This is a genomic window from Mycolicibacterium grossiae, assembly GCF_008329645.1.
Classification (GTDB): Bacteria; Actinomycetota; Actinomycetes; order Mycobacteriales; family Mycobacteriaceae; genus Mycobacterium; species Mycobacterium grossiae.
Window position 1 is genome coordinate 4,005,268 of sequence record NZ_CP043474.1, and the last position, 26,396, is coordinate 4,031,663.

23 protein-coding genes are annotated in these 26,396 nt (G+C 72.4%); 19 read left to right on the plus strand and 4 right to left on the minus strand.

Annotated elements, in window-relative coordinates; translation table 11 throughout:
- Positions 1-7 precede the first annotated feature (7 nt).
- The 14 genes from FZ046_RS19280 (at position 8) to argH (ending at position 16,293) form a co-directional block, all read left to right on the plus strand.
- A complete protein-coding gene (locus FZ046_RS19280) occupies positions 8-895 on the plus strand; it encodes an adenylate/guanylate cyclase domain-containing protein (RefSeq protein WP_070355203.1) in 888 nt (295 codons plus the stop codon).
- Positions 896-902: 7 nt separating this feature from the next.
- Positions 903-1,736 carry a rhomboid-like protein gene (locus FZ046_RS19285; protein WP_070355204.1) on the plus strand — a complete coding sequence of 278 codons (834 nt, stop codon included), beginning with the start codon at positions 903-905 and terminating at the stop codon, positions 1,734-1,736.
- A gap of 173 nt (positions 1,737-1,909) precedes the next feature.
- A complete protein-coding gene (locus FZ046_RS19290) occupies positions 1,910-2,683 on the plus strand; it encodes a response regulator transcription factor (protein WP_070355205.1) in 774 nt (257 codons plus the stop codon).
- A complete protein-coding gene (locus tag FZ046_RS19295) occupies positions 2,680-4,149 on the plus strand; it encodes a sensor histidine kinase (protein ID WP_070355206.1) in 1,470 nt (489 codons plus the stop codon). The genes FZ046_RS19290 and FZ046_RS19295 overlap by 4 nt, the downstream gene beginning before the upstream one ends.
- A 36-nt stretch (positions 4,150-4,185) precedes the next feature.
- Positions 4,186-5,247, plus strand: coding sequence for a phenylalanine--tRNA ligase subunit alpha (pheS, locus tag FZ046_RS19300; protein ID WP_070355207.1), 1,062 nt, complete (start codon positions 4,186-4,188; stop codon positions 5,245-5,247).
- Positions 5,247-7,742 carry a phenylalanine--tRNA ligase subunit beta gene (gene pheT, locus FZ046_RS19305; protein WP_070355208.1) on the plus strand — a complete coding sequence of 832 codons (2,496 nt, stop codon included), beginning with the start codon at positions 5,247-5,249 and terminating at the stop codon, positions 7,740-7,742. The genes pheS and pheT overlap by 1 nt, the downstream gene beginning before the upstream one ends.
- Before the next feature lie 42 nt (positions 7,743-7,784).
- Entirely contained in the window at positions 7,785-8,825 is a 1,041-nt protein-coding gene (gene argC / locus FZ046_RS19310) for an N-acetyl-gamma-glutamyl-phosphate reductase (protein WP_070355209.1), read from the plus strand.
- A 23-nt stretch (positions 8,826-8,848) separates the two neighbouring features.
- A complete protein-coding gene (argJ, locus tag FZ046_RS19315; RefSeq protein WP_070355224.1) occupies positions 8,849-10,045 on the plus strand; it encodes a bifunctional glutamate N-acetyltransferase/amino-acid acetyltransferase ArgJ in 1,197 nt (398 codons plus the stop codon).
- Positions 10,042-10,920: an acetylglutamate kinase gene (gene argB / locus FZ046_RS19320; protein ID WP_070355210.1), complete on the plus strand. Its 879-nt coding sequence runs from the start codon at positions 10,042-10,044 to the stop codon at positions 10,918-10,920. Before argJ ends, argB begins: the two co-directional genes overlap by 4 nt.
- Complete coding sequence (locus FZ046_RS19325) at positions 10,917-12,161, plus strand: acetylornithine transaminase (protein WP_083298471.1); 1,245 nt, start codon at positions 10,917-10,919, stop codon at positions 12,159-12,161. The genes argB and FZ046_RS19325 overlap by 4 nt, the downstream gene beginning before the upstream one ends.
- 46 nt (positions 12,162-12,207) lie before the next feature.
- Positions 12,208-13,146, plus strand: coding sequence for an ornithine carbamoyltransferase (gene argF / locus FZ046_RS19330; protein WP_070355211.1), 939 nt, complete (start codon positions 12,208-12,210; stop codon positions 13,144-13,146).
- On the plus strand, positions 13,143-13,622 hold the full coding sequence (locus FZ046_RS19335) for an arginine repressor (protein WP_070355212.1): 480 nt from the start codon (positions 13,143-13,145) through the stop codon (positions 13,620-13,622). The genes argF and FZ046_RS19335 overlap by 4 nt, the downstream gene beginning before the upstream one ends.
- Positions 13,623-13,666: 44 nt before the next feature.
- Entirely contained in the window at positions 13,667-14,869 is a 1,203-nt protein-coding gene (locus tag FZ046_RS19340; protein ID WP_070355213.1) for an argininosuccinate synthase, read from the plus strand.
- Entirely contained in the window at positions 14,866-16,293 is a 1,428-nt protein-coding gene (argH, locus tag FZ046_RS19345) for an argininosuccinate lyase (RefSeq protein ID WP_070355214.1), read from the plus strand. The genes FZ046_RS19340 and argH overlap by 4 nt, the downstream gene beginning before the upstream one ends.
- Before the next feature lie 4 nt (positions 16,294-16,297).
- Here argH and FZ046_RS19350 read toward each other — a convergent pair whose 3' ends face one another.
- Positions 16,298-18,052, minus strand: a complete 1,755-nt coding sequence (locus FZ046_RS19350; protein ID WP_070355215.1) for an ABC-F family ATP-binding cassette domain-containing protein — start codon at positions 18,050-18,052, stop codon at positions 16,298-16,300.
- Between the two features lie 124 nt (positions 18,053-18,176).
- On the opposite strand from FZ046_RS19350, the gene FZ046_RS19355 reads away from it, so the two are divergent.
- The 3 genes from FZ046_RS19355 to FZ046_RS19365 all read left to right on the plus strand — a co-directional run bounded on the left by FZ046_RS19355 (position 18,177) and on the right by FZ046_RS19365 (position 22,021).
- Positions 18,177-21,152, plus strand: coding sequence for an acyl-CoA synthetase (locus tag FZ046_RS19355; protein ID WP_070355216.1), 2,976 nt, complete (start codon positions 18,177-18,179; stop codon positions 21,150-21,152).
- Positions 21,153-21,253: 101 nt separating this feature from the next.
- Positions 21,254-21,796 (plus strand): hypothetical protein, encoded by a 543-nt coding sequence (locus FZ046_RS19360; RefSeq protein WP_070355217.1) that lies wholly within the window; start codon positions 21,254-21,256, stop codon positions 21,794-21,796.
- 3 nt (positions 21,797-21,799) lie between these two features.
- The gene (locus tag FZ046_RS19365) at positions 21,800-22,021 is read left to right on the plus strand and encodes a Trm112 family protein (RefSeq protein ID WP_070355218.1); all 222 of its coding nucleotides are present in this window, start codon (positions 21,800-21,802) and stop codon (positions 22,019-22,021) included.
- Positions 22,022-22,043: 22 nt separating this feature from the next.
- Here the strand turns inward: FZ046_RS19365 and FZ046_RS19370 are convergent, their stop codons facing one another.
- The 3 genes from FZ046_RS19370 to FZ046_RS19380 are packed head-to-tail and all read right to left on the minus strand — an operon-like array spanning position 22,044 to position 24,195.
- A complete protein-coding gene (locus FZ046_RS19370) occupies positions 22,044-22,649 on the minus strand; it encodes a TetR/AcrR family transcriptional regulator (RefSeq protein WP_070355219.1) in 606 nt (201 codons plus the stop codon).
- A 41-nt stretch (positions 22,650-22,690) separates the two neighbouring features.
- Complete coding sequence (locus tag FZ046_RS19375; RefSeq protein WP_083298472.1) at positions 22,691-23,515, minus strand: ABC transporter permease; 825 nt, start codon at positions 23,513-23,515, stop codon at positions 22,691-22,693.
- Positions 23,443-24,195 carry an ABC transporter ATP-binding protein gene (locus tag FZ046_RS19380; RefSeq protein WP_070355221.1) on the minus strand — a complete coding sequence of 251 codons (753 nt, stop codon included), beginning with the start codon at positions 24,193-24,195 and terminating at the stop codon, positions 23,443-23,445. Before FZ046_RS19380 ends, FZ046_RS19375 begins: the two co-directional genes overlap by 73 nt.
- Before the next feature lie 59 nt (positions 24,196-24,254).
- On the opposite strand from FZ046_RS19380, the gene FZ046_RS19385 reads away from it, so the two are divergent.
- Together FZ046_RS19385 and tyrS are read left to right on the plus strand one after the other, a co-directional pair.
- Complete coding sequence (locus FZ046_RS19385) at positions 24,255-24,863, plus strand: DNA-3-methyladenine glycosylase (RefSeq protein ID WP_070355226.1); 609 nt, start codon at positions 24,255-24,257, stop codon at positions 24,861-24,863.
- Positions 24,864-24,905: 42 nt separating this feature from the next.
- Positions 24,906-26,180, plus strand: coding sequence for a tyrosine--tRNA ligase (tyrS, locus tag FZ046_RS19390; protein ID WP_070355222.1), 1,275 nt, complete (start codon positions 24,906-24,908; stop codon positions 26,178-26,180).
- Positions 26,181-26,396 lie beyond the last annotated feature (216 nt).

The window sequence follows — 26,396 nt, forward strand, 5'->3', positions numbered from 1 at the left end:
TGGATTCGTGGCTGCCGAGTCGTTCGACGAACGGTCCGGCGGGTTGGAACGCGCCGTGACCGGTTACGGCGCGAGCGGCCCGCTGGGATGGATCAAGGCGACCAACCACAGCCCCGGCGTCATCGCCTTCCTGCGCCGCGCCCGCAAGGCCCTGCCCGGCGACCCCGACTTCGGCGACCCGCTGTCGGCCTCCGGCGTCGGTGGGCCCCGGGCTGCGGCGCGCGCCGCCGACCGCCTGCTCGACCGCGAGGCCGCGTCGCGCGAGGTGAGTCTGGGCGCCCTGCAGGTCTGGCAGGCGCTCGCCGAGCGGGTGTCGGGCCGGCCCGCCTACCGCGAGGTGACGCTGGTGTTCACCGATCTGGTCGGGTTCTCCGACTGGTCCCTCGGCGCCGGCGACGACGCCACCCTGCGGCTGTTGCGGCGAGTGGCCCAGGTCCTCGAGCCGCCGCTGCTGTCCGCGGGCGGCCAGATCGTCAAGCGGATGGGCGACGGCGCGATGGCGGTGTTCGCCGACCCGGCGACGGCCGTGACGGCGGTGCTCGCGGCCAAGCAGGCCGTCGAGACGATCGACGTCGACGGATACACGCCGTGCGTGCGCGCCGGCATGCACACCGGACGCCCGCAGCGCATCGGCTCGGACTGGTTGGGCGTCGACGTGAACATCGCGGCCCGCATGATGGAACGCGCCACCCGGGGCGGCCTGGTGATCTCGCAGACCACCCTGGACCGCATCCCCGAGGAGCGTCTCGAGGCGTGGAGCGTCAAACGCGTCCGCAAGCCGTTGTTCGCGCCGCGCATCGCGGGCGTCCCGGAGGACCTGGCGATGTACTGGGTGAAGACTCGCAGGGAGTCGACAGCGGACGAGGCCCACGACGGCCAGCAGGCCGGGGCATAGTGGCCGGGTGATCCGCGGCGCGCTGTCCCTGGCGGGACGGCTGCGCGTCACCCTCGGCTACGGCGTCCTCCTGGTCGCCGTGACGGCGATCCTGGTGGCGCTGGGGCCCGACGTCCGCGACGACGTCATCGCCCACGCCAGCACCAACCTGCACAACCTGCGACGGGGCCACGTCGGGACGCTGCTCGGCAGCGCCTTCGTGGTCGACGCCGGGTCCATCGCCATCTGGCTGCCGGGGCTGCTGTGCCTACTCGCCGTCGCCGAACTGGTGTGGGGTAGCGCCCGTCTGCTGATCGCCTTCGTCGCCGGGCACGTCGGCGCGACGCTGCTGGTCGCGGCGGGACTGGTCGCCGCGGTGCGCGGCGGATGGGCCTCGGCGGACATCGCGCGCGCCACCGACGTCGGCATGAGCTACCGCGCCACCGCGGTGCTCGGTGCGCTGACCGCCGCGATCCCCACTCGGCTGCGGCCGCCCTGGATGGCGTGGTGGCTGGGGGTGGCGGTGAGTTCGGTGGCCGTGGCCCAGGACTTCACCGGCGTGGGGCACGCCCTGGCGCTGCTCCTCGGGATGGCGGTGGCCGCCCGGTTCGGCGCCGGCGGCCGGTGGACCGGCTGGCGGGTCGGCCTGCTGTCGGTCGGCTGCTGGTTCGGCTTCCTGGTCCTCGCCAACACCGTGCCCGAGATGGCGGTCGCCGTCGCGACCGGCGCCCTGGCGGCCGCGGTCGCGGGGCTGACGGCCATGGCCCTGCGGCACCGGTCGTCGGCGACGCGCACGAACGAAAAGGTATCCAGGTCAATGGGTTTCGATGACACCCCGGCCAATCATCGCGTGCGACAGTAGGTGACGTTCCCCGTCGATGACGGTGACCGATGTCACCGCACGGCGCGAATGACGTTGCCGTACAGTATCTTCGGGTCGACGATTCGCCCGACGGCGCACCTCGTGGCACCGTGAGCCTGAGAATCGCCTATGAACTCCGTGACAGTCCCACGAGCGGTCCGGACAATCGAATCATGACGATGACGTCGGTGAATCCCCGCTCGCAACGCCCACGCCCCGCGATCCTCGGCCAGCTCCCACCCATCCGGCGCAGCGACGGGTCACCCATCCGCGTGCTGCTCGTGGACGACGAGCGGGCGTTGACCAACCTGGTCACGATGGCGTTGCGCTACGAGGGCTGGGTCGTGGAGGTGGCCCACGACGGACGCGACGCCCTGGCGAAGTTCGGCGCCGTCGGCCCCGACCTGGTGGTGCTCGACATCATGCTGCCCGACGTCGACGGCCTGCAGATCCTCGAGCGGGTGCGGTCGACGTCGGCCGCCACGCCGGTGCTGTTCCTCACCGCACGCGACTCCGTCGGCGACCGCGTCACCGGCCTCACCGCGGGCGCCGACGACTACATGACCAAGCCGTTCAGCCTCGAGGAGCTGGTGGCCCGGCTACGCGGGCTGCTGCGTCGCGCCAGCGAGACCACCCCTGCCGACGACGAGACCCTCGAGGTGGGTGGGCTGGTGCTGAACGGCGCCAGCCGGGAGGTGCACCGCGACGGCGACCGCGTCGAGCTGACCGCGACGGAGTTCGAATTGCTGCGCTACCTGATGCGCAATCCGCGTCGGGCGCTGCCGCGCGAGGAGATCCTCGAACGGGTGTGGAACTACTCGTTCGGGGGGCGGACGAGCATCGTCGACCTCTACGTCTCCTACCTGCGCAAGAAGCTCGACGCCGGCCGGGAACCGCTGATCCACACCGTGCGCGGCATCGGGTACCAACTGAGACCCCCGCAGTGACGTCGGCGCGCCGCACCCCGTGGTGGCGGCCCCGCACCCTCAGCAGGCAGCTCAGTCTCGGGGTGTCGGCGCTGGTGACGGTGCTGGTCCTGGCCGTCGGCGGCGTCTCGGTCTACACGATGGGCAGCTACGTCACCGCGATGAGTGACGACGAGGTGGCGCACTCGCTCGCCGCGTTCGCGCACGAGTACGCCCTCGGCGAGGGCAGGGGCGCGCTCGACGACGTCACCGGCCAGGCATCCGGCACCGTCATCGCCGTGCTGCGCGACGGGCGGGTGGTGCACTCCGCGTCGTTCGACGACGACGGACCGCGTCCGGCGTCCGCGGCGACGGTCGCCGCACTGCAGACCCGGGACTGGGCCGACGGTGACCCCCGGACCGTGGACGGCGGCGAGGCGGGCGCGTACCGCGCGGCGAGCACCACCGCCGGGGACGGGAGCACGCTGGTCGCCGCCGTGTCGCTGCGAGCCGCCCAGGAAGCCATCATGCGCAAGGTCATCGCCGTCGTCGCCATCACGGTCGCCGCCGCGCTCCTGGCCGCGGGCGGCACGGTGGCGCTGGTGCGCCGGACACTGCGGCCGTTGCGACGGGTCGCCGCCACCGCGGCCCGGGCGGCGCGCCTGCCGCTGGCCGAGGAGGACCAACGCATCACCGCGCGGGTGCGCCGCGCCGACACCGACCCGGACAACGAGGTCGGCATCGTCGGCGAGACGCTCAACCGCCTGCTGGCCAACGTCGACTCGGCGCTGGCCGTGCGGGCCGAGTCCGACCGCAGGATGCGGCGCTTCCTGACCGATGCGAGCCACGAGCTGCGCACGCCACTGGCCGCCATCCAGGGATACGCCGAACTCACCCGGCAGGACGGTGCGGCGCTGCCGGCCACCACCGAGTACGCCCTGGCCCGCATCGAGTCGGAGTCCCGGCGGATGACTGCGCTGGTGGGCGACATGCTGCTGCTGTCCCGGCTCGACGAGGGCCACGGCCTCGACGTCGGCCACCTGGACGTGTGCGCCCTGGTGGTCGACGCCGTCAACGACGTCGCCGTGACCGCCCCGGAGCACTCCTGGCGGGTCGGCCTCCCGGACGGGCCGGTATGGATCCGCGGCGACGCGGCGCGCCTGCACCAGGTGGTGACCAACCTGCTCGTCAACGCCCGCAACCACACCCCACCGGGGGTCACGGTGACGACCGCCGTGCGTGCAGCGCCGCGGGACGACGGCGAGGTGGAACTGGAGGTGGCCGACGACGGTCCCGGCATCGACGCCGCGCTGCTGCCGGACCTCTTCGGCCGCTTCGTGCGGGCCCGCGGGACGCGCGCGCGGGAGACGGGCAGCTCGGGACTGGGGCTGGCCATCGTCGAGTCGATCACCGCCGCGCACGGCGGCACGGTCACGGTACGGTCCGAGCCCGGCCGCACCGCGTTCACGGTGCGCCTGCCCGCTGCGACGGGGGCGGCGCCGGGGTAGCGCGGGTCACAGGCGGTGCGTGGCTATGATCGCCGGGTGGCTGAGCCGCCAGGCGACCCGACGCCCACCCAGGACCTCTCCGAGGATGCGCTGACCAGTGCGGTCGGCGCTGCTCGTCGCGCCTTCGACGCCGCGCCGGACCTCGACGGGCTGGCACGCGCCAAGACCGAGCACCTCGGTGACCGGTCGCCGATCGCGCTGGCGCGCCAGGCCCTCGGCACGCTGCCGAAGTCCGACCGGGCCGATGCCGGCAAGCGGGTCAACGTCGCGCGCACCGCCGCGCAAGCCGCCTACGACGAGCGCTTGGAGGTGCTGCGCGCCGAGCGCGACGCCGCGGTACTGGTCGCCGAGCGGATCGACGTGACGCTGCCCTCGACGCGGCAGCCCGTCGGCGCCCGCCACCCGATCACGATCCTCGCCGAGAACGTGGCCGACACCTTCGTCGCGATGGGGTGGGAGCTGGCCGAGGGGCCGGAGGTCGAGACCGAGCAGTTCAACTTCGACGCGCTCAACTTCCCGCCGGACCATCCCGCCCGCAGCGAGCAGGACACCTTCCACGTGGCGCCGGAGGGATCCCGGCAGGTGCTGCGGACGCACACCTCGCCCGTGCAGATCCGCGCCCTGCTGGAACGCGAGCTGCCGGTGTACATCGTGTCGATCGGGCGCACCTTCCGCACCGACGAACTCGACGCCACCCACACCCCGGTGTTCCATCAGGTGGAGGGCCTCGCCGTCGACCGTGGGCTCACCATGGCCCACCTCAAGGGCACGCTGGACGCGTTCGCGCGCGCCCAGTTCGGGCCCCAGGGGCGCACCCGGTTCCGGCCGCACTTCTTCCCGTTCACCGAACCGTCCGCGGAGGTGGACGTCTGGTTCGAGAACAAGAAGGGCGGCCCCGGCTGGGTGGAGTGGGGCGGCTGCGGCATGGTGAATCCGAACGTGTTGCGCGCGTGCGGAATCGATCCGGCGGAGTACTCCGGCTTCGCCTTCGGCATGGGATTGGAGCGCACCCTGCAGTTCCGCAACGGCATCCCGGACATGCGCGACATGGTCGAGGGCGACGTGCGCTTCTCGCTGCCGTTCGGGGTGGGCGCCTGATGCGCGTTTCCTACAGCTGGCTGCGCGAGGTGGTGCGGGCCGGCGCCCCCGGATGGGACGTGCCCAGCGACGAACTCGAGCGGGCCCTCATCGCCATCGGCCACGAGGTCGAGGAGATCGTGCCGGTCGGGCCGGTCACCGGACCGCTGACGGTGGGTCGCGTGGTCGACATCGAGGAACTCACGGGGTTCAAGAAGCCGATCCGCGCGTGCAAGGTCGACGTCGGGGTACACGGCATCGACGGTCAACCGCGTGACATCGTCTGTGGCGCAACGAACTTCGCGGTGGGCGATCTGGTCGTCGTCGCGCTGCCGGGTACCACGCTGCCGGGCGACTTCACGATCGCCAAGCGCAAGACCTACGGCCGGACGTCCGACGGCATGATCTGCTCGGCAGCCGAACTCAACCTCGGCGTCGACCACAGCGGCATCCTGGTGCTGCCGCCCGGCACGGCCGAGCCCGGCGCCTCGGCGATCGACGTCGTCGGGCTCGACGACGTCGTCTTCCACCTCGCGATCACCCCGGACCGCGGCTACTGCCTGTCGATCCGCGGGATGGCACGCGAGATCGCCTGCGCCTACGACCTGGACTACGTCGACCCCGCTGACGTGCCCGCACTTCCGGCAGATGGTGACGCGTGGCCGCTGACGGTCCGGCCCGAAACCGGAGTGCAGCGCTTCGGCCTGCGCCCGGTGACCGGCATCGACCCGGCCGCCGTGTCGCCCTGGTGGCTGCAGCGCCGGCTGCTGCTCAGCGGCATCCGCGCCATCTCGCCCGCCGTCGACGTCACCAACTACGTGATGCTCGAACTCGGCCAGCCGATGCACGCCCACGACCGGACCCTGATCAGCGGCGGCTTCGACGTCCGCCTCGCCGAACCCGGCGAGACCGTGGTGACGCTCGACGACGTCCGGCGCACCCTGAACGCGGGCGACGTCCTGATCGTCGACGACGTGGCGACCGCCGCGATCGGCGGCATCATGGGCGCCGGCACCACCGAGGTCCGGGACACCACCACCGACGTGCTGCTCGAGGCGGCGGTGTGGGACCCCGCCGCGGTCTCGCGGACGCAGCGCCGCCTGCGGCTGGTCAGCGAGGCGGGCAGGCGCTACGAGCGCACCGTCGACCCGGCCATCGCGGTCGCCGCCCTCGACCGCGGCGCCGCCCTGCTCGCCGAGATCGCCGGCGGCACCGCCGAACCGACGCTGACCGACTGGCGCGGCGACCCGCCGCGCACCGACTGGTCGCCGGCTCCGGTGACGATGCCCGCCGACCTGCCCGACCGCGTCGCCGGAATCGGCTACCCGGAGGGCGCCGCGGTCCGCCGTCTCACCCAGATCGGCGGACGGGTCGAGTCCTCCGATGGGTCGGTCACCGTGACGCCGCCGAGCTGGCGGCCGGACCTGCGCGAGCCCGCGGACCTCGTCGAGGAGGTGCTGCGGCTCGAGGGACTCGACCGCATCCCGTCGGTGCTGCCCGCCGCGCCGGCCGGCCGCGGTCTGACCCCCGGGCAGTCGCGTCGCCGCGCGATCGGCAAGGCGCTGGCGCTCTCCGGGTTCGTCGAGGTGCTGCCCACCCCGTTCCTGCCCGCCGGGATCTTCGACACCTGGGGCCTGGCACCCGACGACCCGCGCCGCGCGACGATGGCGGTGCTCAACCCGCTGGAGTCCGACCGCCCCGCGCTCGCCTCGACGCTGTTGCCCGGCCTGCTGGAGGCGTTGTCGCGCAACGTGTCCCGTGGCAACGGCGACGTGGCGCTGTTCGGCATCGAGCAGGTGGTGCTCGCCACGCCGCGGACCCGGCCGCTGGACCGGATCCCGACCGACCGCCGGCCCACCGACGACGAGCGCGCGACGATCGACGACTCGTTGCCCCACCAGCCGCTGCACGTCGCGATGGTGCTGGCCGGTCTGCGCGAGCCGGCGGGACCGTGGGGCCGCGGCCGCCCGGTCGAGGCCGCCGACGCCTTCGAGGCGGTGCGAGTGGTGGCCCGTGCGTGCGACGTCGACGTGACCCTGCGCGCAGCCCGGGAGCTGCCGTGGCACCCGGGGCGCTGCGCCGAGGTGCTCGTCGGCGACCGCGTCGTCGGGCATGCCGGCCAGTTGCACCCGGCGGTGATCGAACGGTCCGGGCTGCCGAAGGGGACGTGCGCGGTCGAACTGGACCTCGACGCCGTGCCGTTGAGCGGGCGCCTGCCGGTGCCGGCGGTGTCGCCGTTCCCGGCCGTGTTCCAGGACGTCAGCCTGGTCGTCGACGACGACGTGCCCGCCCAGGACGTCGTCGACACCGTTCGTCTCGGGGCGGGGGACCTGCTCGAGGACGTCCGGCTGTTCGACGTGTACACCGGCCCGCAGATCGGCGAGGGTCGCACGTCGCTGACCCTGGCCCTGCGCTTCCGCGCACCGGACCGCACGCTGACCGAGGACGAGGCCAGCGCGGCGCGCGACGCGGCAGTGGTGCTCGCGGGGCAGCGGCACGGCGCCGAACAACGGTAATGAATTTGCAGGAGTCTGCATAACCATGCAAGACTTCGTGCCATGACACCGATGTCGGTCGCCGTCGCGGGGGCCAGCGGCTACGCCGGCGGCGAGATCCTCCGCCTCCTGCTCGGCCATCCGGCGCTCGGTGACGGGCGCCTGAGAATCGGCGCCCTGACCGCCGCCGCCAGTGCCGGCACGGACGTCACCGAACACCACCCGCACCTGCTGCCGCTGACGGGCCGCACGCTCGAGCCGACCACCGCCGACGTCCTCGCCGGTCACGACGTGGTGTTCCTGGCGCTGCCGCACGGCCACTCCGGCGAGATCGCCGAACGGCTGGGCCCCGACACCCTCGTCGTCGACTGCGGGGCGGACTTCCGGCTCACCGACGCCGCGGCGTGGGAACGGTTCTACGGCTCCGCCCACGCCGGCAGCTGGCCCTACGGACTGCCCGAACTGCCCGGCGGCCGCGAGGCCCTGCGCGCGACCCGGCGGATCGCCGTCCCGGGCTGCTACCCGACCGCGGCGCTGCTCGCGATGCTGCCCGCCGTCGCGGCCGACCTCGTCGACCCCGCAGTGACGGTCGTGGCCGTCAGCGGCACGTCCGGCGCCGGCCGCGCCGCCAAGGTCGACCTGCTGGGCTCGGAGGTCATCGGGTCCGCACGGGCCTACGGCGTCGGCGGCGCACACCGGCACACCCCGGAGATCGCGCAGGGACTGCGCCGGGTCACCGAGCGCTCCGTGACGGTGTCCTTCACCCCGGTGCTCATCCCGACCTCGCGCGGCATCCTCGCCACGTGCACCGCGCCCACGACCGCGACGGCCGGCGAGATTCGGGCCGCCTACGAGAAGGCCTACGGCGACGAACCCTTCGTGCACCTGCTGCCCGACGGCAGGCTGCCGCGGACCGGCTCGGTGATCGGCAGCAACGCCGCCCAGGTGGCCGTCGCCGTCGATGCCGACGCCGGTGTGCTGGTCGCGCTGTGCGCCATCGACAACCTCGTCAAGGGCACCGGCGGAGCGGCGGTGCAGTCGATGAACCTGGCCCTGGGCTGGCCCGAGACGGAGGGACTGTCGACCGTGGGATTGGCACCGTGACCGGGCAGCAGGCGCCGGCGGGCATCGCGAGGATCGTCCGCACCCAGGGCGTCACGGCACCCGCCGGATTCCGGGCGACCGGCATCTCCGCGGGCATCAAGGCCTCCGGCAAGCCCGATCTGGCGCTCGTCCTCAACGAGGGCCCCGATCACGCGGCCGCGGCGGTCTTCACGCGCAACAAGGTGAAGGCCGCACCGGTGCTGTGGACCCAGCAGGTCATGACGACGCGCCGGTTGCGCGCGGTGATCCTCAACTCCGGTGGCGCCAACGCGTGCACCGGCCCGGGCGGCTTCCAGGACACCCACGCCACCGCCGAGGCCGTCGCCACCGCACTGTCGGACTGGGGCACCGAGACCGGCGCCATCGAGGTGGCGGTGTGCTCGACGGGGCTCATCGGCGACCGGCTGCCCATGGCGAAGGTGCTGGCCGGCGTCACCGAGATCGTGCACGAGATGGCGGGCGGTCTGACCGGCGGCACCGAGGCCGCGACCGCCATCATGACCACCGACACCGTCCCCAAGCAGGTGGCGCTGCACCACGACGGCAACTGGACGGTGGGCGGCATGGCGAAGGGCGCGGGCATGCTCGCACCGTCGCTGGCCACGATGCTCGTCGTCCTCACCACCGATGCGGTGGCCGACGCCGACGCGCTCGACCGCGCGCTGCGCCGCGCCACCGCGCGCACCTTCGACCGCCTCGACGTCGACGGCAGCTGCTCCACCAACGACACCGTGTTGCTGCTGAGCTCCGGCGCCAGCGAGATCGCGCCCAGCCAGGACGACCTCGACGCCGCGGTCCTGGCCGTCTGCGACGACCTGTGCGCTCAGCTGCAGGCCGACGCGGAGGGCGTCACCAAGCGCATCGCCGTCACCGTGACCGGTGCGGCCAGCGAGGACGACGCCGTCGTCGCCGCACGCGTCATCGCGCGCGACAGCCTGGTGAAGACGGCGCTGTTCGGCTCCGACCCCAACTGGGGTCGCGTCCTCGCCGCCGTCGGGATGGCGCCGGTCGACCTCGATCCGGACCGGATCACCGTGTCGTTCAACGGCTCTCCGGTGTGCGTCGACGGCGTCGGCGCGCCCGGCGCCCGCGAGGTCGACCTGACCGGGCCCGACGTCGAGGTGGTGGTGGACCTGGCCGTCGGCGGGGGTGCGGCGACCATCCGCACCACCGACCTGTCGCACGCCTACGTCGAAGAGAACTCGGCGTACTCGTCGTGAGCACCGACATCGCCACCGCCGTCAAGGCCGCGGTGTTCGCCGAGGCGCTGCCCTGGCTGACGGCGCTGCACGGCAAGGTCGTGGTGGTCAAGTACGGCGGCAACGCCATGACCGACGACGTGCTGAAGGCGGCGTTCGCCGCGGACTTGGCCTTCCTGCGCAACTGCGGCATCCACCCGGTCGTCGTGCACGGCGGCGGTCCGCAGATCAGCGCGATGCTGACGAAGCTCGGCATCCCCGGTGAGTTCAAGGGCGGCTTCCGCGTGACCACCCCGGAGGTGCTCGACGTCGCGCGCATGGTGCTGTTCGGGCAGGTCGGCCGCGAACTCGTCGGCCTGATCAACGCGCACGGGCCGTACGCGGTCGGAATCACCGGCGAGGACGCCCACCTGTTCACCGCGGTCCGGCGCACCGTGACCGTCGACGGCGTGGCCACCGACATCGGGCTGGTGGGCGACGTCGAGAAGGTGGACACGTCCGCGGTCCTCGACCTCATCGCGGCCGGCCGGATCCCGGTGGTCTCCACGATCGCACCGGACGCCGACGGCGTGGTGCACAACATCAACGCCGACACCGCCGCGGCGGCCCTCGCCGAAGCGCTCGGCGCCGCGAAGCTGCTGATGCTCACCGACGTCGAGGGCCTGTACACCGACTGGCCGGACCGCACCTCGCTCGTCAGCGAGATCGACGTCGCCGAACTGGTGGCACTGCTGCCGCGCCTCGAGTCGGGAATGGTCCCCAAGATCGAGGCGTGCCTGCGCGCCGTCGGCGGCGGGGTGCCCAGCGCCCACGTCATCGACGGGCGCGTCGAGCACTGCGTGCTGGTCGAACTGCTCACCGACGAGGGGTCCGGAACGAAGGTGGTGCCGAGATGAGCGAGCCGCAGACGACCGAGACGACGACTACCGAGGCGACGACTACCGAGGCGACGAATACCGCGACGCTGCAGGACCGTTGGCGTGCGGTGATGATGGACAACTACGGCACGCCGCCGGTCGCGCTGGCGAGCGGCGACGGCGCCGTGGTCACCGACGTCGACGGCAGGTCCTACGTCGACCTCCTCGGCGGCATCGCGGTGAACGTGCTGGGCCACCGGCACCCCGCGGTCATCGAGGCGGTCACGCGCCAGCTGAACACCCTGGGCCACACCTCGAACCTGTACGCCACCGAGCCGGGCATCGCACTCGCCGAGGCGCTCGTCGCGCACCTCGGTGGGGACGCGCCCGCCCGGGTCTTCTTCGCCAACTCCGGCACCGAGGCCAACGAGGTCGCGTTCAAGCTGACCCGGCTCACCGGGCGTACCCGGCTGATCGCGGCCGACGGTGCGTTCCACGGGCGCACCATGGGATCGCTGGCCCTCACCGGTCAGCCCTCCAAGCAGGCCCCGTTCGCGCCGCTGCCCGGCGACGTCACGCACGTGCCCTACGGCGACGTCGCGGCGCTCGAGGCCGCCGTCGACGACCGGACGGCCGCGGTGTTCCTCGAGCCGATCATGGGGGAGGGCGGCGTCGTCACCCCGCCGCCCGGCTACCTCGCCGCGGCCCGCGACGTCACCACCCGGCACGGCGCGCTGCTGGTGCTCGACGAGGTGCAGACCGGCGTCGGCCGCACCGGCGCGTTCTACGCCCACTCCCACGACGGCATCACCCCCGACGTCGTGACCCTGGCCAAGGGCCTGGGCGGCGGCCTGCCGATCGGCGCCTGCCTCGCCGTCGGACCCGCCGCGGACCTGCTGACCCCGGGACTGCACGGCAGCACGTTCGGCGGCAACCCGGTGTGCACGGCCGCGGCGCTCGCCGTGCTGCGGACCCTCGCCGAGGAGGACCTCATCACGCGCGCCGACGTGCTCGGCAAGGTCCTCGCGCACGGCATCGAGGGCACCGGACATCCGCTGGTCGACCACGTCCGCGGACGCGGGCTGCTGCGCGGCATCGTGCTCACCGCGCCGCAGGCCAAGGCGGTCGAGACCGCCGCCCGCGACGCCGGCTACCTGGTCAACGCCGCCGCGCCGGACGTGGTGCGGCTGGCGCCGCCGCTGGTGGTGACCGAGGCGCAGGTCGACGGCTTCGTCGCCGCGCTGCCCGGCATCCTCGACGTCGCGTCGGAGCCGGCATGACGTGCACGACCCGGACGCGAGACCAGAACCGGAAGCGAGACCGACGATGACCGTGCGCCACTTCCTGCGCGATGACGACCTCGACCCCGACGAGCAGGCCGAGGTGCTCGCCCTGGCCGCGCGTCTCAAGGACGCGCCGTTCAGCGCGCGCCCGCTGGAGGGGCCGCGCGGCGTCGCGGTGATCTTCGAGAAGAACTCGACCCGTACCCGCTTCTCCTTCGAGATGGGCATCGCCCAACTGGGCGGGCACGCGGTGGTCGTCGACGGGCGCAGCACCCAGCTGGGCCGCGAGGAGACGCTCGAGGACACCGGCGTCGTGCTGTCGCGGTACGTCGACGCCATCGTGTGGCGCACCTTCGCCCAGGAGCGGCTCACCGCGATGGCCAGCGGCGCGACGGTGCCCATCGTCAACGCGCTGTCCGACGAGTTCCACCCGTGCCAGGTGCTCGCCGACCTGCAGACGCTGACCGAGCGCAAGGGTGGCGCCGCGGGCCTCAAGGGGCTGCGCATGACCTACTTCGGGGACGGCGCCAACAACATGGCGCACTCGTTGATGCTCGGCGGCGTCACCGCGGGCGTCGACGTCACGATCGCCGCGCCCGCGGGCTTCGAGCCGCACCCGCAGTTCGTCGCCGCCGCCGAGCGCCGGGCCGCCGAGACCGGTGCGACCGTCACCGTCACCGCGGACGCGCAGGCGGGCGCCGACGGCGCCGACGTGCTGGTCACCGACACCTGGACGTCGATGGGGCAGGAGAACGACGGATTGGACCGGGTCCGGCCCTTCCGCCCCTTCCAGGTCAATGCGGCGCTGCTGGAACGCGCCGACCCCGCGGCGGTCGTCCTGCACTGCCTGCCCGCGCACCGCGGCCACGAGATCACCGACGACGTGCTCGACGGTCCCCGCAGCGCCGTGTGGGACGAGGCGGAGAACCGGCTGCACGCCCAGAAGGCGCTGCTGGTGTGGCTGCTGGAGCGGCGCGGATGACGTCCGCGGCGACCCGCGCCGGCCGGCAGGCGCGCATCATCACGCTGCTGTCGTCCCAATCGGTCCGCAGCCAGGGCGAACTCGCGGCGCTCCTCGCCGAAGAGGGCATCGAGGTCACCCAGGCCACGCTGTCGCGCGACCTCGAGGAGCTCGGCGCGGTGAAGCTGCGCGGCGCGGACGGCGGCACCGGCGTCTACGTCGTGCCCGAGGACGGCAGCCCGGTGCGGGGCGTCGCCGGCGGCACCGACCGCATGACGCGGTTGCTGCACGAGCTGCTGGTCGCCACCGACGCCAGCGGCAACCTCGCGGTCCTGCGGACGCCACCGGGCGCCGCGCACTACCTCGCGAGCGCCATCGACCGTGCCGCCTTGCCCGAGGTGGTCGGCACGATCGCCGGCGACGACACCATCTTCGTGATGGCCCGCGAACCCATGACGGGCGCGGACCTCGCCACCCTGTTCGAGAACGTCAAGTAGAGATCGGCCGAGGCGCACTCGGCCGACGTCGAGAAGGAGAACCCATGTCCGAACGCGTCATCCTGGCGTATTCCGGCGGTCTGGACACCTCGGTCGCAATCAGCTGGATCGGCAAGGAGACCGGCCGCGAGGTGGTGGCCGTGGCCATCGACCTCGGCCAAGGCGGCGAGGACATGGAGGTCGTGCGGCAACGGGCTTTGGACTGCGGCGCCGTCGAGGCCGTCGTCGTCGACGCGCGCGACGAGTTCGCCGAGCAGTACTGCCTGCCCACCATCAAGAGCAACGCGCTCTACATGGACCGCTACCCGCTGGTGTCCGCGATCAGCCGGCCGCTGATCGTCAAGCACCTCGTCACCGCGGCCCGCGAGCACGGCGGCGGCATCGTCGCGCACGGCTGCACCGGCAAGGGCAACGACCAGGTGCGCTTCGAGGTCGGCTTCGCCTCGCTCGCACCCGATCTCGAGGTGCTGGCTCCGGTCCGCGACTACGCCTGGACCCGGGAGAAGGCCATCGCCTTCGCCGAGGAGAACGCGATCCCGATCAACGTCACCAAGCGCTCGCCGTTCTCCATCGACCAGAACGTGTGGGGCCGCGCGGTGGAGACCGGCTTCCTCGAGCACCTGTGGAACGCCCCCACCAAGGACGTCTATGACTACACCGAGGACCCGACGGTCAACTGGAGCAGCCCCGACGAGGTGATCGTCGGCTTCGAGCGCGGCGTGCCGGTGTCCATCGACGGCAGGCCGGTCACGGTGCTGCAGGCCATCGAGGAACTCAACCGGCGGGCCGGGGCGCAGGGCGTCGGCCGGCTCGACGTGGTGGAGGACCGCCTCGTCGGCATCAAGAGCCGCGAGATCTACGAGGCGCCCGGCGCGATGGTGCTCATCACCGCGCACACCGAACTCGAACACGTGACCCTGGAGCGCGAACTCGGCCGCTTCAAGCGCGGCACCGACCAGAAGTGGGGCGAACTCGTCTACGACGGGCTCTGGTACTCGCCGCTCAAGCGTGCGCTCGAGGCGTTCGTCGAGCACACCCAGGAGCACGTCACCGGCGAGATCAGGCTGGTGCTGCACGGCGGCCACATCGCCGTCAACGGCCGGCGCAGCGCCGAGTCGCTGTACGACTTCAACCTCGCAACCTACGACGAGGGCGATACGTTCGACCAGTCGAGTGCGAAGGGCTTCGTGCACGTGCACGGCTTGTCGTCGAAGATCGCCGCGAAGCGGGACCTGGCCGGCCAGTGAGCGCGGACAGCCGGGGCACCAACGAAGGGTCGCTGTGGGGCGGGCGGTTCACCGACGGCCCCGCCGACGCGCTGGCGGCGCTCAGCAAGTCGACGCACTTCGACTGGGTGCTCGCCCCGTACGACGTGCGTGCCTCAAAGGCGCACGTGCGGGTGCTGTTCACCGCGGGTCTGCTGACCGCCGAGCAGCGCGACGGGCTGCTCGCGGGGCTCGACTCCCTGGAGTCCGACGTCGCGGACGGCAGTTTCGGTCCGCTGCCGTCGGACGAGGACGTGCACGGCGCGCTCGAGCGCGGCCTGATCGACCGGGTGGGGGAGGACCTCGGCGGTCGGCTGCGGGCGGGCCGCTCGCGCAACGACCAGGTCGCAACGCTGTTCCGGATGTGGTTGCGCGACGCCATGATTCGCATCGCCGACGGCGTGCTGGACGTCGTCGCGGCGCTCGCCACCCAGGCGGCCGCCCACCCGATGGCCATCATGCCCGGCAAGACCCACCTGCAGTCCGCGCAGCCGGTGCTGCTCGCGCACCACCTGCTGGCCCACGCCCATCCGCTGCTGCGCGACATCGGGCGGATCGTGGACTTCGACGGCCGGGCCGCGGTCTCGCCCTACGGTTCGGGGGCGCTCGCCGGGTCGTCCCTCGGCCTCGACCCCGACGCGATCGCCGCCGAACTCGGCTTCGACGCTGCGGCCGACAACTCCATCGACGCGACCGCGGCGCGCGACTTCGCCGCCGAGGGCGCGTTCGTGCTCGCGATGATCGGCGTCGACCTGTCTCGGCTCGCCGAGGACGTCATCCTGTGGAGCACCACCGAGTTCGGGTACGTCGAGCTGCACGACGCCTGGTCGACGGGCAGCTCGATCATGCCGCAGAAGAAGAACCCCGACATCGCCGAGTTGGCGCGCGGCAAGTCCGGCCGGCTGATCGGCAACCTGACCGGTCTGCTCGCCACGCTCAAGGCGCAGCCGCTGGCCTACAACCGGGACCTGCAGGAGGACAAGGAGCCGGTCTTCGACTCGGTGGCGCAGCTGGAACTGCTGCTGCCGGCCGTTGCGGGCCTGGTCGGCACGCTGCGCTTCGACACCGACCGCATGGCCGACCTCGCCCCGCTCGGCTACACGCTCGCCACCGACGTCGCGGAATGGCTGGTGCGCGAGGGCGTTCCGTTCCGCGTGGCGCACGAGGCGGCGGGCGCAGCGGTCCGGGCGGCCGAGGCTCGCGGTGTCGGGCTCGAGGAACTCGCCGACGACGAACTCGCCGGCATCCACCCCGGGCTCACCGCCCGGGTGCGCGACGTGCTGACCGTCGCGGGGTCGGTCGACTCGCGCGACGCGCGCGGCGGCACGGCACCGGTCCAGGTGGCACGCCAGCTCGGCGTCGTGCGCGACACCGCGGACCGGCTCCGGCTCGCCCTGCGGCGCTGACCTGTCAGTCGTCCGCCAGGGCCAGCCACTCCTCTTCGAGACCGTCCTTGCGGGCGGTGAGGTCGCGCAGTTCGGCGTTGAGTTCGCCGAGCCGGACATGGTCGCTGACCGCGTCGGCCATCGTCGCGTGCAGCGCGGTGATGCGGTCGTCGAGCTTGGCGAGCTGATTCTCGATGCGCGCCAGTTCCTTCCCGGTGCGCCGGGACCGGGCCGAGTCCGACTTGCCGCGCTCGGCGGTCTTCGGCGGCGCCGCCGTCGGCCGCTGTCCGGCGGACCGCTCGTCGAGGTACTGCTCGATGCCGCCGGGCAGCAGGTCGCAGCGTCCGCCGCCGCGCAGTGCGTAGGTCACGTCGGCCACGCGCTCGAGGAAGTAGCGGTCGTGGGTGACGACGAGCAGCGTCCCCGGCCAGCCGTCCAGGTAGTCCTCCAGAACCGTCAGCGTGTCGATGTCCAGGTCGTTGGTCGGCTCGTCGAGCAGCAGCACGTTGGGCTCGTCGAGGAGCAGCCGCAGGAACTGCAACCGGCGTCGTTCGCCACCGGAGAGGTCGCCCAGCCGGGTGGTGAGCTTGTCCCCGGTGAAGCCGAAGTCCTCGAGCAGCGTCGAGGTGCTGACCTCGCGGCCGCCCGCCAGTTCGGTGATCCGCCGCCGGTTCTCCACGGCATCGAGCACCCGGTCGTCGTCGCCGAGTTCGGCGAGCGCCTGGCTGAGGTAGCCGATGTGCAGCGTCTGGCCGCGCTTGACGGTGCCCGACGTGGGCTCCAGTTCGCCGATCAGCAGCTTGAGCACCGACGACTTGCCGGTGCCGTTGACGCCCACCAGGCCGATGCGGGCACCCGGACCGATCGACCAGTCGACCTTGTCGAGGATGGTCTTGCCGCCGAGCTCGAGCACCACGCGGTGCAGGTCGAAGACGTCCTTGCCGAGGCGGGCGGTCGCAAAGCGCTGCAGCGACAACGCATCCCGCGGCGGCGGCTCGTTGGCGATCAGGTCGTTGGCGGCCTGGATGCGGAACTTCGGCTTCGACGAGCGGGCCGGAGGTCCGCGCCGCAGCCACGCCAGTTCCTTGCGCATCAGGTTGCGCCGCCGCGTCTCGGTTCCCGCGGCGATGCGCGCACGCTCGGCGCGGGCCAGGACGTAGGCGGCGTAGCCGCCGTCGTAGCCGTCCACGGCGCCGTCGTGCACCTCCCAGGTGCTGGTGCACACCGCGTCCAGGAACCAGCGGTCGTGGCTCACCACCACCAGCGCCTGCGTGCGCTGCCCGGCGAGGTGGTCGGCGAGCCAGCCGATCACCTCGACGTCGAGGTGGTTCGTCGGCTCGTCGAGGACCAGGACGTCGTGCCCGGCCAGCAGCACCGCCGCCAGCGCGACCCGGCGGCGCTCGCCACCGCTGAGGTCGGCGACCGGCTGATCCAGCGCGACGCTGGCCAGCAGGTGCTCGACCACCGCCCGGGTCTCGGCCTCGGCGGCCCAAATGTGGTCGGGTCGCCCGCCGACGATCACGTCGCGGATGGTGGCCTCGGCGCGGAAGTCGTCGGCCTGATGCAGGTACCCCACCGACAGTCCGGACGTGTGGGTGACGCGGCCGGAGTCCGGCGCGCGGGTGGCGGTGAGGACCTGCAGCAGCGTGGTCTTGCCGTCGCCATTGCGTCCCACGACGCCGATCGCGGCGCCCTCGTCGACGCCCAGGCTCACGCCGTCCAGCAGGGTGCGCGTGCCGTAGCCGACGGTCACGCGTTCGAGGTTGATCAGGTTCGCCATCGACCGCCAATCCTAGGTCCCCGGGCCGGCCGGCCGTCGCGGCGATCACGGCGGTGAGGTTCCGGCGCTGTGCCATGATGGCGACGTCGAGCAGCAGGCACGGTGTTCGGGAAGGGGACGCGCAGTGGTCGATCTGTCCGCGCTCACCAGGCCGGTGGGCCGATTGGTGGCGACCGCCCAGAACGGCCTGGAGGTGCTTCGCTACGGCGGCCTGGAGACCGGTGCCGTACCGTCGCCGTTCCAGATCATCGAGTCGGTCCCGATGTACCGGCTGCGCCGCTACTTCCCGCCCGACGCCCGCCCCGGCGCCACCCCGCCCGGGCCGCCCGTGCTGATGGTGCACCCCATGATGATGAGCGCCGACATGTGGGACGTGACGCGCGACGAGGGAGCCGTCGGCATCCTGCACGCGGCGGGCCTCGACCCGTGGGTCATCGACTTCGGCTCGCCCGACAAGGTCGAGGGCGGCATGGACCGCACCCTGGCCGACCACGTCGTCGCGCTCAGCGAGGCCATCGACACGGTCAAGAAGGTCACCGACCGCGACGTCCACCTCGCCGGCTACTCCCAGGGCGGCATGTTCGCCTACCAGACCGCTGCCTACCGGCGCGCCAAGGATCTGGCGAGCATCGTGGCCTTCGGCTCACCGGTCGACACCCTGGCCGGACTGCCGATGAACCTGCCGCCCAATCTCGGCGCGGCGGCCGCCGACTTCATGGCCGACCACGTGTTCAGCCGCATCGACATCCCGGGCTGGTTGGCGCGCACCGGGTTTCAGATGCTCGACCCGCTCAAGACCGCGCAGGCGCGGATCGACTTCCTGCGTCAGCTGCACGACCGGGAGGCGCTGCTGCCGCGCGAGCAGCAGCGCCGGTTCCTGGCCAACGAGGGCTGGATCGCGTGGTCCGGCCCCGCCGTGGCCGAACTGCTCAAGCAGTTCATCGCCCACAACCGGATGATGAGCGGCGGCTTCTCGATCCGCGGGGACCTCGTCACGCTCAGCGACATCGACTGCCCCGTGCTGGCCGTCGTCGGCGAGGTCGACGACATCGGCCAGCCGGCGTCGGTGCGCGGCATCAAGCGCGCGGCCCCGCAGGCCGATGTCTACGAATACCTCATCCGGACCGGACATTTCGGCCTGGTCGTCGGCAGCAAGGCGGCCAGCCAGACCTGGCCCACCGTCGCCGCCTGGGTCGAGTGGCTCTCCGGCAGTGGCGAGCTGCCCGAGGACGTGGTGCCGATGGCACTGCAGCCCGCCGAGCCGAGCGAGAGCGGCGTCGCGCTGGCGTCGCGCGTCGCGCACGGCGCGGCGGCCGCCACCGAGATGACGTTCAGTTTGGCGCGTTCGGCCGCCGGTGCGGTGGTCTCGGCCAACAAGTCGGCCCGCGCGCTGGTCATCGAGACCGCCCGTACCCTGCCGCGGCTCGCGCGGCTGGGGCAGATCAACGACCACACCCGGATCTCGCTCGGCCGGATCATGGAGGAGCAGGCCCGCGCCACGCCCAACGGCGAGTTCCTGCTCTTCGACGGGCGCGTGCACACCTACGAGGCCGTCGACCGGCGCATCAACAACGTCGTGCGCGGCCTCATCGAGGTGGGCGTGCGCCAAGGCGCCCGGGTGGGCGTGCTGATGGAGACCCGGCCCAGCGCGCTGGTCGCCATCGCGGCGCTGTCCCGGCTCGGCGCGGTGGCGGTACTGATGCCGCCGGACGCCGACCTGGCCGAGGCCGCGGTGCTCGGCGCCGTGTCCGACGTCATCGCCGATCCCGGCCACCTCGACGCGGCGCGCGCGCTCCCGCTGCGCACGCTGGTGCTCGGCGGCGGCGAGGCGCGCGACCTGGACCTGCCCGCCGACGCCGACGTCATCGACATGGAGCAGATCGATCCCGACCGCGTCGAGCTGCCCGGCTGGTACCGGCCCAACCCCGGGTACGCGAAGGACCTGGCCTACGTGGCCTTCGCGACGGTGGGCGGCAAGCTCGTCGCCCGGCAGATCACCAACTTCCGCTGGGCGCTGTCGGCGTTCGGTACCGCCTCGGCGGCGAACCTGAGTCGCGGCGACACCGTGTACTGCCTGACGCCGCTGCACCATCAGTCGGGCCTGCTGGTGAGCCTCGGTGGCGCGGTCGTCGGCGGCACCCGGATCGCGCTGTCCCGCGGCCTGCGCCCCGACCGGTTCGTGCACGAGCTCCGCCAGTACGGCGTCACCGTCGTCTCCTACACCTGGGCAATGCTGCGCGAGGTCATCGACGACCCGTCCTTCGTCCTGCGCGGCAACCACCCCGTGCGGTTGTTCATCGGCTCGGGCATGCCGACCGGACTGTGGCAGCGCGTGGAGGAGGAGTTCGCACCCGCGCACGTCGTCGAGTTCTTCGCCACCACCGACGGACAGGCCGTGCTCGCCAACGTCTCCGGCGCCAAACGGGGCAGCGAGGGCCGCCCGCTGCCCGGCGGCGGACGCGTGGAACTCGCGGCCTACGACGTCGACGACGACCTCATCCTCGAGGACGACCGCGGCTTCGTCCGGGTCGCGGCGCCGGGCGAGGTCGGCGTCCTGATCGCGCACCCGCGCGGACCCATCGACCCGACCGCCTCGGTGAAGCGCGGCGTGTTCGCGCCCGCCGACACGTGGGTGTCGACCGAATACCTGTTCCGCCGCGACGACGACGGCGACTTCTGGCTGGTGGACAACCGGACCGGCGTCATCCGGACCGAGCGCGGTCCGGTGTTCAGTGCTGCGGTCAACGACACCGTCGGCCGGATCGGGGCGGTCGACCTCGCGGTGACCTACGGCGTGCAGGCCGGGGGACGCACCCTCGCGGTCACGGCGGTGGCGCTGGCGCCCGGCGGCAGCGTGCCGACGGCGGACCTCGACGAGGCGCTGGCCGCCCTGCCGGTCGGCGCGCACCCCGACGTCGTGCACGTCGTGCAGGACATGAAGCTCAGCGCGTCCTACCGGCCGCTGCTGGGACCGCTGCGCGCCGCGGGCCTGCCGAAGGCGGGCCGTAACGCCTGGTATCGCGACGACGACACAGGGGTGTACAGGCGGCTCACGGCCGCCGTGCGTGCCGAACTGTCGGGAGACGGCTCGGCCCACTGAGGCCGTGCGTCACATTGGTCACACTGTTAGGCTCCGCCCGACGGCAGATCGCCGCACGGGTCGGGCCCCGCTCCGCATGGAGGAATCGGATGACAACGCGGATGACGCACACCGCCGGGACGCCCGGCCGGCGACGCGCGACGACGGCAGCCGTCCTCGGCGGTGCCCTGGTCGTCGGGATGCTGGGCGCCGCCCCGTTCGCCCTCGCCGATCCGGAATCCCCGATCACCCCGGGCGGTAGCGTCACGCCGGTCGGTCCGCAGGCCGCCGGTGGCGCCGCGGCCGCCGACGGCGCGTCCGCCGCTCCGGCCAACGATGCGCGCGCCGGTGACCAGGCACTCGCGGAGATCGCCGCGCAGTACGACACCGGCGCCGGCGGCGGTCAGATCGCGAACCTCATCCACAGCGTGATGATCCTGCGCTCGCAGGGCTTCTACCCCTCGAAGGGCAACGTCATGGCCCTGCAGGATGGCCTCGACAAGCGACCCAACCAGGGTCCGCTGGTGCAGGCGCTCGAGGAGACGCTGGCCTTCCAGCGCCGCAACAAGATGCGCGGCCAGGCGCAGCCGCAGGCGCCCACCACGCTGGGCGTCACCCCGGGCGGCGCCCCCGCCGGGCCGGGCGTCAACATCCCGCTCGGCTGACCCGTGGCTCTCGATCAGCGGCTGCTCGACATCCTCGTCTGTCCGGAGGACCGCGGCCCGCTCCTGCTCGTCACCGGTGACGACGGCCCCGAGGCGCTGTACAACCCGCGGCTGCGGCGGGCCTACCGCATCGAGGGCGACATCCCGGTGCTGCTCGTCGACGAGGCGCGCACCGTCGACGACGACGCCGAACACGACCGGCTCGTCGCGGCCGCGCAGTCCTGACGCCGCTCAGTCTGGACGCCGCTCAGTCCGGACCCAGGGCCGGCAGGTCGCCGGTGAGGTAGTGCTGCAGGTTCGGCGCGATCGTCCGGGCGATCCGGTCCACGGGCAGCGACCGGAACGGTTCGAGTTCCAGGATGTAGCGCGCCATCACGACGCCGACGAGCTGCGAGGCGACGAACTGCACGCGCAACCGACCCGATCCGGGCGGATCGTCGACCCGGCTGCCGACTTCGGCGGCCACCACCTCCTGCAGGAACGAACGGACCAGGGCGACGTCGCTGCCGGCGAGCAGCGACCGCAGCGTGGCGAGGAAGCCGGACCCGAGTTCGGAGTCCCACAGCGGCAGCAGCAGCGAGGGGAGCAGCAGGCCGAGTTCGTCGACCGGCGCCACCCGCATGGGGCCGATCACCTGCATGGGGTCGATCGGGATGCGGATGGCCGCGGCGAACAGCTGCTGCTTGGTGCCGAAGTAGTGGTGCACCAGCGCCGCGTCGACGCTCGCCGCCGCGGCGATGGCGCGGATGGAGGTCTTGTCGAACCCGTTGCGGGCGAACAGCTCCCGTGCGTTGGCGAGGATTCGGTCGCGGGTGTCCGACGGACCGGCCGGACGTCCGGGGCGCTTCGTCACGGACTCCTTCGGCGCGGGGTCTGTCGTCGCGGGGTCTCTGGTCACGGGGTCCTTCGGCGCAGCGTGACCGCGGCGAGGCCCAACGCCGCCAGCGCGAAGCCGATCACGATGGCGATGTCCCGGATGGCCGTGGCGGTCGGGTCGGGATGGGCACCGACCTCCCGCAGCGCCTCGAGCGCATAGCTGGCCGGCAGCGCGTTGCTCACCCACTGCAACCAGGCCGGCAGCACGTCGCGCGGCACGATGATGCCGCACAGCAGCAGCTGCGGCGCGATGACCACCGGCATGAACTGCACCGCCTGGAACTCGGTGCGCGCGAACGCGCTGCACAGCAGCCCCAGGCCGACGCCCAGCACCGCGTTGACCACCGCGATGCCGGCGACGAGCGCCGGGCTGCCCGCGGTGTCGACCCCGAGGAACCAGAACGCCACCGCGCAGGCGAGCGCGGCCTGGGCGGCGGCAGCCAGGGAGAACGCCGTGCCGTAGGCCGCCAGCAGGGCGCCGCGGCGCAGGGGAGTGGTGAGAATGCGTTCCAGGGTGCCCGAGACGCGTTCGCGCTGCATGGTGATCGAGGTGATGAGGAACATCACGATGAGCGGGAAGACGCCGAGCATGATCAGGCAGGCGGCATCGAACGGCGGCGGCGTCCCCGGGCGGTGCGGCACGTCGACGAACATGACGTACATCAGCGTGATGATCGCGCTGGGCACCACCAGGATCATCGCGACGCTGCGGTGGTCGCCCGCCAGTTGGCGCAGGATCCGCCCGGTCGTCGCGAGGTAGCCGGCGGGGCTCAGCCGGCGGCGGGCGCGGGCCCGGTGCTGTGCCGGATGACGGACAGGAACGCTTCCTCCAGTGACTGACATCCGGTGTCCTCTCGCAGTCGTGTTCCGGTGGTGTGCGCGAGCAGCCGGCCCTCGCGCAGCAGCAGCAGGTCGGTGCAATGGTCGGCTTCGTCCATCACGTGGCTCGACACCAGCAGCGTGGTGCCTGAGCGGGTGAGGTCGGAGAATCGCTGCCACAGGTCGACCCGCAGCACCGGGTCCAGTCCCACGGTGGGCTCGTCGAGCACCAGCAGCTCGGGTTCCGCTACCAACGCGCACGCCAGCGAGACCCGGGTGCGCTGGCCTCCGGAGAGGTTCCCGCACCGCGCACTGCGATGGTCGGTGAGGCCGACGGCGGCGATGGCCTCGTCGGCGGCGGACGCACCGGCGCCGTAGAGCGCGGCGAAGTAGCGGACGTTGTCGGTCACCCGCAGGTCGTCGTAGATGGTGGCCTTCTGCGTCACGTACCCGACCCGCGCCCGCAGCTCCCGGGCTCCGGCCGGGCGGCCGAGCACCGTCACGGTGCCGGACGCGACGACCTGGGTGCCCACGATCGCGCGGATGAGGGTGGTCTTGCCGCAGCCGGACGGGCCGAGCAGTCCGGTGATGCCGCCCCGGCCGACGGTCAGGCAGACGTCGTCGAGTGCGGTGCGGCCGCCGCGGGTGACGGTGAGGTGGTCGACGTCGACGGCCGGTAATTCATCGATTGATGAACTCATCATGCGATGAATACTGCGCCCGTCCGCGGGAGGTGTCAACGGTGCACGGCAGAATCGCCACGGTGAGCGCCGAACTCCTGTCCGTCGATCCGGTGACCGCCGCGAAGAGCCTGCTCGGCGCGCGCCTCATCGGCCGCGGCGTCGTGGCCACGGTGCTCGAGGTGGAGGCGTACGGCGGACCGCCCGACGGGCCGTGGCCGGACCCGGCGGCGCACTCGTTCCGGGGACCGCGGCCGCGCAACGGCGTGATGTTCGGTCCGCCGGGCCGGCTCTACGCCTACCGCAGTCACGGCATCCACGTGTGCGCCAACGTGTCCTGCGCGTCCGACGGCGTCGCCGCCGCGGTGCTGCTGCGCGCGGCCGTCGTCGAGGAGGGGCATCGCGTGGCCACCGAGCGCCGCGGCGCGGTACCGCCCGTCGCCCTGGCCCGTGGACCGGGCAACCTGTGCGCCGCGCTCGGAATCCTCATGGCCGACAACGGCGTCGACCTCTTCGACGCCGGCAGCCCGGTGCGGTTGGAACTCGGTGATCCGGTGGCGTCGGTCGAGGGACCGCGGGTCGGAGTGAGCACGGCGGCCGACCGTCCGTGGCGCTTCTGGGTCGGTGGGCGGCCGGAGGTCTCGGCTTACCGGCGCAGCCCGCGCGCCCCGACGCCCGGGGCCAGCGACTGAGTGGATTGCGGATCCCGGCCGGCGATGCGCGAAGATCGACGCATGGGAAGCGACATCCTCGACGAATTGGACTGGCGTGGACTGATTGCGCAGTCGACGGATCGGGATGCCCTGGCGGCCGACCTCGCCGCGGGCACCGTGACCCTGTACTCCGGTTTCGATCCGACGGCGCCGAGCCTGCACGCCGGGCACCTCGTCCCGTTGCTGACCCTGCGGCGCTTCCAGCAGGCCGGGCACCGCCCGATCGTGCTGGCCGGGGGCGCCACCGGGATGATCGGCGACCCACGCGACACCGGCGAGCGCACGCTGAACACGGCGGAGACCGTCGCGGACTGGGCCACGCGGATCCGCGGCCAGCTCGAGCGGTTCGTCGAGTTCGACGGGTCGCCGACGGGCGCCATCGTCGAGAACAACCTGTCCTGGACCGGGGAACTGTCGGCGATCGAGTTCCTGCGCGACGTGGGCAAGTACTTCTCGGTCAACGTGATGCTCGACCGCGACACCGTGCGCCGTCGGCTCGAGGGCGACGGCATGTCCTACACCGAGTTCAGCTACATGCTCCTGCAGTCCAACGACTACGTGGAACTGCATCGACGGCACGGCTGCCGACTGCAGATCGGTGGCTCTGACCAGTGGGGCAACATCGTCGCCGGGGCGCGCCTGGTGCGGCAGAAGGCCGGCGCCACCGTGCACGCACTGACCACGCCGCTGGTGACCGACTCCGAGGGCAAGAAGTTCGGCAAGTCGACCGGCGGGGGCAACCTGTGGCTCGACCCGGACATGACCAGCCCGTATGCCTGGTACCAGTACTTCGTCAACACCGCCGACGCCGACGTCGTGCCGTACCTCAAGTGGTTCACGTTCCTGTCGCGCGAGGAACTCGAGAGCCTCGCCGAGGCCACCGAGACGCGTCCGCACGAGCGGGCCGGCCAGCGGGCCTTGGCGCGTGAACTCACCACGCTCGTCCACGGCCAGAAGGCGACCGACGACGTCGAACTCGCGAGCCAGGCGTTGTTCGGTCGCGCCGAACTGGGCGACCTCGACGAACGGACGCTCGACGCGGCGTTGCGCGAGGCCGGTGCCACCGAGCTGCGGCCCGGTGACGCCGAGGGCATCTGCGACCTGTTGGTGGCGACCGGCCTGGAGAAGAGCAAGGGCGCGGCCCGGCGCACGTGCTCGGAGGGTGGCGCGTACGTCAACAACGTGCGCATCGACGACGAGCACTGGACGCCGACGGCATCGGACTTCCTCTTCGGCAGCTGGCTGGTGCTCCGAAAGGGCAAGCGGAACATCGCCGGGGTGCGTCGCGTCGCGTGACGGTTGAGCGGTCGAAATCGCCGCTGAGCAGGCGATTTGACTCCCAGTTATCCCTCACGTAACTTATTCCAGGTCGCCGCGACACGGGCCCAGCCCGGAGAGCGCGGCCGACTCCCAGAGGGTCAACCACTTCGGTGGATGCCCTCGACTGCCCGCAACGGAGACAGCGGCTTTTGGCCGCGGGATTCTTGCGCGTCAGTGGGGTGTGTTGTTTGA

Bases quoted from the DNA above. Each gene is read 5' to 3' on its own strand.
- FZ046_RS19290 (WP_070355205.1), top strand. From the start codon at position 1,910: ATGACGATGACGTCGGTGAATCCCCGCTCGCAACGCCCACGCCCCGCG.
- pheT (WP_070355208.1), top strand. From the start codon at position 5,247: ATGCGCGTTTCCTACAGCTGGCTGCGCGAGGTGGTGCGGGCCGGCGCC.
- argC (WP_070355209.1), top strand. From the start codon at position 7,785: ATGACACCGATGTCGGTCGCCGTCGCGGGGGCCAGCGGCTACGCCGGC.
- FZ046_RS19325 (WP_083298471.1), top strand. From the start codon at position 10,917: ATGAGCGAGCCGCAGACGACCGAGACGACGACTACCGAGGCGACGACT.
- argF (WP_070355211.1), top strand. From the start codon at position 12,208: ATGACCGTGCGCCACTTCCTGCGCGATGACGACCTCGACCCCGACGAG.
- FZ046_RS19335 (WP_070355212.1), top strand. From the start codon at position 13,143: ATGACGTCCGCGGCGACCCGCGCCGGCCGGCAGGCGCGCATCATCACG.
- FZ046_RS19340 (WP_070355213.1), top strand. From the start codon at position 13,667: ATGTCCGAACGCGTCATCCTGGCGTATTCCGGCGGTCTGGACACCTCG.
- FZ046_RS19350 (WP_070355215.1), bottom strand. From the start codon at position 18,052: ATGGCGAACCTGATCAACCTCGAACGCGTGACCGTCGGCTACGGCACG.
- FZ046_RS19360 (WP_070355217.1), top strand. From the start codon at position 21,254: ATGACGCACACCGCCGGGACGCCCGGCCGGCGACGCGCGACGACGGCA.
- FZ046_RS19375 (WP_083298472.1), bottom strand. From the start codon at position 23,515: ATGTCAGTCACTGGAGGAAGCGTTCCTGTCCGTCATCCGGCACAGCAC.
- FZ046_RS19380 (WP_070355221.1), bottom strand. From the start codon at position 24,195: ATGATGAGTTCATCAATCGATGAATTACCGGCCGTCGACGTCGACCAC.
- tyrS (WP_070355222.1), top strand. From the start codon at position 24,906: ATGGGAAGCGACATCCTCGACGAATTGGACTGGCGTGGACTGATTGCG.